Source organism: Pseudomonas folii, assembly GCF_014357575.1.
Classification (GTDB): domain Bacteria; phylum Pseudomonadota; class Gammaproteobacteria; order Pseudomonadales; family Pseudomonadaceae; genus Aquipseudomonas; species Aquipseudomonas folii.
Genome location: NZ_JACONW010000213.1, coordinates 1 through 6,686 on the forward strand (window position 1 = coordinate 1; position 6,686 = coordinate 6,686).

Genomic DNA, 6,686 nt, shown 5'->3' on the forward strand with positions numbered 1-6,686 from the left:
CACTGCGCCGCCGCGTGGTTTATAAATAACCTGTAGGAGCGCACGAGCACCGCGAGGCCGCGATAGCGGTGGATCAGACAGAACGCCATCGCTGCCTCGCGGTGCTCGTGAGCTCCTACAGAAAATCATTCAAAATCAGTTGGTTCCAAACAAAAAGAGCCCTGAATGCCAACCCCAGCCCAATCCATCGAACACTACATCCTTGCCAAAGACGGCAATCGTCCACACCTGCTACGCCAGGCATTCGTCAGCGACGCGACGCTGGAAATGGTCGTCCACACCGGGGCCATTTCATTTCCGCCCACAGTTGAAGGCAGGGACGGTATCGCGGAAGTGCTGGTTCGGCGTTTCGGGCAGACCTATGAAAACGTCTACACGTTCTGCATCGGTGAGCCGCCGACCGAGGAGGCGACCGAGCATCACTGCACGTGGCTGGTGGGGATGTCGGACAAGGCCACCGGGGATCTGCGCTTTGGTTGCGGGCAATATCACTGGCAGTTTGATTCAGGATTGGCGACGCATTTGAAAATCACTATCGAGCAGATGCTGGTCTGCCCTGCGGCAGAGGTGGGGCCGGTGATGGATTGGTTACAGCAAGTCAGTTATCCATGGTGCCCGACCGGGCAGTTAATGTCCGCACCGCCACTGGCCAGCATCAAGACCGTCCTGCAATACCTGAGGGCATAAGTCGCACGCGGCAGGCGTCCATCCCTTAAGCAGTTGCAAATTGTGCAGCGCTTTTACACAATGCGACTCATTATCATTTACACCGCGCTGGGATGGCGCGCCTCGATGCCTTCTCATCACGCCACATTGCGTTCGCTTTACATAGATCATCACGGCTGGCTCAACACCTGGCTGCGCAGCAAGCTGGGCAATGCAGCCGATGCAGCGGATCTGGCGCAGGATACGTTTGTCCGGCTGCTCAATCGCCACGAACTGCTTGAGCTGAAAGCGCCCCGTGCGTTTCTGCGCACTGTTGCCAAAGGGATCGTTATCGATCATTGGCGACGCGAGGAGCTGGAGCGCGCCTATCTTGAAGCCATCGCCCATTTACCCTGTAACGAGTCGCCTTCGCCCGAGTCCCGGGAGCTGGTTTTCGAGTTGCTGGAGAGCATTGCGAAGATGCTGGATGGCTTGAAACCCAAAGTCCGCCAGGCCTTTCTGCTGGCTCAGTGTGAAGGCATGCCCTGCAAGCAGATTGCCGAACGAATGAGCGTGTCAGTGCGCTCGGTAGAACGCTATGTGGCCGACGCGCTTTATCACTGCTATCTGTTGCGGTATCCAGCGTGAGCGGCGTCTCTGCTCATGCGCGCTCGCAAGAGCCTTCGCCGCAGATCGTGAAACAGGCGATTCAGTGGTCGATGCGCCTCAACAGCCAAGGGCACAACCCACAGTTGCGCGAGCAATGTGAGCAGTGGCGTGTCGCACATGCCGATCACGAATGCGCCTGGCAACGCATCCAGGCCTTGAACGGCGAACTCCACAGTCGCTTTCAGAATCTGCCCGCCCCAGGTGCAGCCATCGAAGCGCTGGAAAACAGCGCACAACGCCTGAACCGCAGACAAACCCTGAAACTGTTGTCCGGTCTGGTCGCGGTAGGTTCGAGTGCATGGTTGTCGCGAGAGGTCATGCCGTGGCAGCAGTGGAGCGCAGATTTCGCGACCAGCGTCGGGCAGCGTGGGCGCTTTCAGCTCAGCGACGGCTCAAGCCTGCAATTGAACACCGACAGCGCGGTGGATCAGGACTTCAGCGCCGAACGCCGTCTGATTACCCTGAATCGGGGTGAGATTCTTGTGGGGTGCGGTGCCGATGTACAAAGCACGACCCGCAGACCGCTATTGGTGCACAGTCGCCACGGGTTGTTCGAAGGCATCAGCGGACGCTTCGTCGTCAGGCAGTATCAGGACCAGACGCGTATCAGCGTGCTTGAAGGCCAGTCGATTATCCGCTCACCTGCGGCATCCCCCATCACTGTCAGCGCCGGGCAGCATTACCTGGTGTCGTCTCGCAACGCGGTCCAACTGCCCACACTCAACATGGACGCGGGTGCCTGGAGCGAAGGCCTGATCGTGACCCGCAACATGCGCCTCAGAGACTTCCTCACCGAGATCGGGACTTACCGCCACGGTCATCTGGCCTGCGCTGACGATATTGCCGACCTGCGGCTTTCCGGCGTATTTCGGCTGGAAAACACCGACAAATTGCTTACGGTCGTTACTCAGACGTTGCCTGTGCAGCTCAGGTATCGCACGCGCTGGTGGGTCACGTTGCAGCGCGCGGCATGAAATCTGAAATTTTTTGGCGGGTTTTGCCTACAGGTCCGGCTTAGAGATCAGCCCCTCTGTTCTCTTCACTGACTTTACGGAATCGCCCATGACCCGGCCTCGAGATAAATCACAATCAAGCCTGCAAAACGTCGCCGTTGACGCGTGCGCTACACACCTCGCCACAGCGGTGCGCGCGACATTGATGTGCGTGGCCTTGGGCACTGTCGCGTTACCTGTAACGGTTCAAGCCCAGGACGGTACAGCGGCGATAGGTGCTGTGCGCAGCTATTCCATTGCCGCCGGTCCCTTGGGCGAAGCCTTGAACCAGTTCGCCCGGCAAGCGGGTATCACATTGGCCGCCACGCCAGCGCAAACGGCGGGCAAGCATTCGCCGGGCCTGCAAGGCAGCTATGCCCCCGATCAGGCGCTAAGCATTTTGCTCGGGAGTAACAGCCTGCAAGCTGTCACTGAGGATGGAAGCAGTTATGTACTGCGCGAAACCACGGGTGAAGCACTGGCATTACCCAGCACCGATATTCGCGGGTTCGCACTGGGCAATGCCTTGGGCAGCATGGAAGGCTACAACGCAACTCACAGTCAGATCGCTACCAAGACCAGCACCTCGGTACTGGAAACGTCGCAGTCAGTCTCGGTGGTCACCCGCCAGCAAATGGATGACCAAGGCTCACAAACCGTCGCGCAGGTCATGCGTTACACGCCGGGCGTGTTGACCAACCCTTACGGCGCGACCCACCGCTACGACTATGTGGCCTTGCGCGGTTTCAACGACGGCTCTGTGGATAACATTTACCTGGACGGCCTCAAGTCCATGGGCGATAGCGGCACTTACAGCACGATGCAGGTCGACCCGTACTTTCTGGAGCGGGTCGACATCCTGAAAGGTCCGTCGTCGGTGCTTTACGGACGCAGTTCGCCGGGTGGCCTGGTGGCATTAACCAGCAAAAAACCGTTGTTTGAGCCGTACCATCAGGTTCAGGCCACCGTTGGCACACAGGGTCAGCGCGGCATGGGGTTCGATTTCAGCGGGCCAGTGGATGACGACAAGCGCATCGCCTATCGCCTGACCGGGCTTGTGGATAAGTCAGACACGCAGTTCGATCACGTTGAAGAGAAGCGCTATGCGCTGGCACCGACCGTGAGCATCGACTTCAGCGAAGACACATCGCTCACCCTGCAAGCCTATCTGCAACACGATCCGGAAGGCGGCTATCACGGCGGCGTACCGGCCAGCGGCACGCTGCGTAAGCGGAACGGGCAACGTATCTCCGAGCACTTCTTCGACGGTGAGCCTGGCATAGATGGCTTCAGCCGCGATCAACAGTCTTTCGGTTATCAGTTCGAGCACCGCTTCAACGACGTGTTTACTGCCAGACAGAACTTCCGTTATCTGGACTCGAAGGTGAAGAACGATCAGGTTTATGCCTACGACTGGACGACGCCCACCAGCAACGAACTGACGCGCTATTACTCCGGCGGCGATGAGCGGCTTCACGCGTTCATCGTCGATAACATGCTGCAGGCTGAGTTTTTCACTGGCTCTGCCAAGCACACAGCGTTGCTTGGTGCGGACTACCAACGACGCAAGACGGTGGTGGACTGGACCAGTGGTTCGGTCGCATCGCTCAATGGTTTCGATCCCGTCTACGGCAATTCAGCCATCAGTTATTTCAGCCCGACCAGCTACGTGCGCCGTCTGGAGCAAACCGGCGTGTATGCACAGGATTTGATCGAGCTGGATAAATGGCGCTTCTCCCTGGGCCTGCGTCAGGACTGGGTAGAAACCTCGGACGAGAATCGATTGGCAGAAGCCGGGCGACCAGAAGGGACAGAAATCAGTGATCGACGTACCAAACTCACCGGTCGGGCAGGTGTGCTGTATCTGTTCGATAACGGTATTGCGCCCTACCTGAGCTATTCAGAGTCGTTTAACCCGAACTCGTACGCCGACAGCGACGGCAACCCTCTCGCGCCAACAGACGGCACTCAATGGGAAGCAGGCATCAAGTACCAGCCACCCGGCACGGACAACCTGTTCACCGCCTCAGTATTCCGGATTGATCAAGAGAACCTGGCTTCCAAGCTGCCGCAAGAGAATTTCTATCGCCCCATTGGCGCTGTACGCTCACAAGGCCTGGAACTGGAAGCGCACGTGCAGTTAACCGATAACTTCAAAGTACTGGGCGGCTACACCCTGACCGATATCGAATACTCCAAATCGATGCCCAGCACGTTGAGCACGCCCACCAATGTCATCGAGAACAAAGGCAACTCACCGACACAGGCCCCTAAACACATGGCGTCGGTATGGGGCGACTATGCCTTCAACAGCGGTGCGCTGGATGGCTTGCGGCTGGGTGCAGGAGTTCGCTACGTCGGCTATAGCTGGGCAGATGCTGAAAATACCCTGCAGGTGCCGTCTTACACACTGTTCGATGCGTCAGTCGGTTACGACCTGAGCAAAGTCGGGCTCAAAGGCGTCGACGTGCGGGTTAACGCGAACAACCTGACCAACGAATCCTACGTTGCGTCCTGTGCAAGCCTGAGCTACTGCTATCTGGGCGAGGAGCGTAACGTCAGCGCCACGGTCAGTTACAACTTCTGACCGGTCGTTGTCAGCCTGTTCCCACTCAGGGAACAGGCCTAGCTACGAGGCAACGGCAGCGCCGTCGTGTACTTCAACTGCTCCATGGCGAAGCTGGAGGTAATGGTCGAAAGGCCTTCAGTGCTGCTGATCAGCTTTTTGTAAAAGCGGTCGTAGGCGGCCATGTCGCTGACCACCAGGCGCAGCATGTAATCCCATTCGCCCGCCATCCGGTAGAACTCCATGACCTCTTCGTATTGCATGACAGTTTGGGCGAATTGCTCCAGCCACTGAGTGTCATGGCGTTGAGTTTTGACCTGAACGAAAACCGACAATCCCAACCCAAGTTTTTCCGGGTCGAGAAGCGCGACTCTGGATTTTATGTATCCGGCTTCTTCGAGCTTTTTGACTCGCTTCCAGCACGGCGTGGTTGAGAGGTTGACTGCATCAGCCAGATCTTTCAGCGAAGTTGACGCGTCACGCTGCAAAATGCTGAGGATGTGGCGATCAAGACTGTCCATTTTTCAAATCAGTCCTTTTGGAGAAAGTTTTTCTATAAAGCGAGTAAACGAGTAGAACAAAAAGAAATTCTTTTTCCCAGCATTCAGTAGCATTTGTCCTCAAGAATAGATGTGTTTTTGCCGGGGCGCACAGTGATGCATAACTGGATTCGTAACGCGATCAAAACCCTTGACTGCGATCAGCGCCGCTCGGCTGATACGCATATGCTAAAGCTCGATGTTCCGGCACTTGGCGACATTGATATTTACATCAAGGACGAAAGCACTCACCCCAGCGGCAGCCTTAAACATCGTCTGGCGCGCTCGTTGTTTCTTCATGCGATCTGCAGCGGCAAGATTCGCCAGGGCACACATGTGGTGGAGGCTTCTTCCGGAAGCACTGCGGTTTCAGAAGCTTACTTCGCAAAGCTGCTGGGACTGCCTTTCACTGCCGTCATGCCGCGCCACACCGCCAGCAAGAAAATCCAGCAGGTTGAACTGCTTGGCGGGCGCTGCCACTTCGTGGAGCAATCCTGCGACATGTATTCCGAAGCCGAGCGTCTGGCTCTGCTCGACAATGGTCATTACATGGACCAGTTCACCTACGCGGAACGGGCTACGGACTGGCGGGGTAACAACAACATCGCTGACAGCATCTTTGATCAGTTGAGTGGCGAGGCACATCCCATCCCGACTGCCATTGTGATGAGCGCAGGAACGGGCGGCACGTCGTCGACCATCGGCCGCTTCATTCGCTACAAGGGCCACGCCACCAAACTGATCGTCGTAGACCCGGAGAATTCGGTGTTCTACGACAGCTACCGCAGCGGTGATGCCGGCCTGACCAGCCTCAAGGGCAGTCGTATCGAGGGCATTGGTCGGCCCAGAGTCGAAGCGTCGTTTTTGCCGGGCGTGATTGATGACATGTTGCAAATCCCCGATGCAGCGAGCATTGCCACACTCGGCTGGCTGGAAAAGCTGATCGGCAAGAAGCCCGGCGGCTCGACGGGGACCAATGTCTGGGGCGCGCTCAAGGTGGCGCTGGACATGCAGGCGCAAGGCTTGAAGGGTTCGGTGGTGACGCTGATGTGCGACAGCGGCGAGCGCTATCTGGATACGTATTACGACCCTGAATGGGTCGAACGCACCATAGGTGATCTTTCGCCGTATACGAAAAAGCTGGAGCGGTTGTTGATTGCGCGGTGAGCTGACAAGTTGAAGTGTGCACCGTTTCGGGGACTCACTTCGGAGTAGCAGATGCATCACGAGCGTGATGCGACCTCGAAATTGTCGTGGGACCGGCTTTAGCCGGGA

General features: G+C 57.3%; 6 protein-coding genes. 5 read left to right on the plus strand and 1 reads right to left on the minus strand.

Features of this window, described 5'->3' with window-relative positions; translation table 11 throughout:
• Positions 1-165 precede the first annotated feature (165 nt).
• The 4 genes from H8S59_RS25180 to H8S59_RS25195 all read left to right on the plus strand — a co-directional run bounded on the left by H8S59_RS25180 (position 166) and on the right by H8S59_RS25195 (position 4,893).
• Positions 166-687, plus strand: a complete 522-nt coding sequence (locus tag H8S59_RS25180; protein WP_187523189.1) for a hypothetical protein — start codon at positions 166-168, stop codon at positions 685-687.
• A gap of 105 nt (positions 688-792) precedes the next feature.
• Positions 793-1,293: a sigma-70 family RNA polymerase sigma factor gene (locus H8S59_RS25185; RefSeq protein WP_187523190.1), complete on the plus strand. Its 501-nt coding sequence runs from the start codon at positions 793-795 to the stop codon at positions 1,291-1,293.
• Positions 1,290-2,288 (plus strand): FecR domain-containing protein, encoded by a 999-nt coding sequence (locus H8S59_RS25190; RefSeq protein WP_343073087.1) that lies wholly within the window; start codon positions 1,290-1,292, stop codon positions 2,286-2,288. Before H8S59_RS25185 ends, H8S59_RS25190 begins: the two co-directional genes overlap by 4 nt.
• 184 nt (positions 2,289-2,472) lie before the next feature.
• A complete protein-coding gene (locus H8S59_RS25195; RefSeq protein WP_425504607.1) occupies positions 2,473-4,893 on the plus strand; it encodes a TonB-dependent siderophore receptor in 2,421 nt (806 codons plus the stop codon).
• 38 nt (positions 4,894-4,931) lie between these two features.
• Here H8S59_RS25195 and H8S59_RS25200 read toward each other — a convergent pair whose 3' ends face one another.
• Positions 4,932-5,393: an Lrp/AsnC family transcriptional regulator gene (locus tag H8S59_RS25200; protein ID WP_187523192.1), complete on the minus strand. Its 462-nt coding sequence runs from the start codon at positions 5,391-5,393 to the stop codon at positions 4,932-4,934.
• Between the two features lie 135 nt (positions 5,394-5,528).
• Between H8S59_RS25200 and H8S59_RS25205 the strand changes: the two genes are divergently transcribed.
• Positions 5,529-6,578, plus strand: a complete 1,050-nt coding sequence (locus H8S59_RS25205; RefSeq protein WP_187523193.1) for a PLP-dependent cysteine synthase family protein — start codon at positions 5,529-5,531, stop codon at positions 6,576-6,578.
• Positions 6,579-6,686 lie beyond the last annotated feature (108 nt).

Coding starts and splice junctions, on each gene's coding strand:
- H8S59_RS25180 (WP_187523189.1), top strand. CDS start 166: ATGCCAACCCCAGCCCAATCCATCGAACACTACATCCTTGCCAAAGAC.
- H8S59_RS25185 (WP_187523190.1), top strand. CDS start 793: ATGCCTTCTCATCACGCCACATTGCGTTCGCTTTACATAGATCATCAC.
- H8S59_RS25195 (WP_425504607.1), top strand. CDS start 2,473: ATGTGCGTGGCCTTGGGCACTGTCGCGTTACCTGTAACGGTTCAAGCC.
- H8S59_RS25200 (WP_187523192.1), bottom strand. CDS start 5,393: ATGGACAGTCTTGATCGCCACATCCTCAGCATTTTGCAGCGTGACGCG.
- H8S59_RS25205 (WP_187523193.1), top strand. CDS start 5,529: ATGCATAACTGGATTCGTAACGCGATCAAAACCCTTGACTGCGATCAG.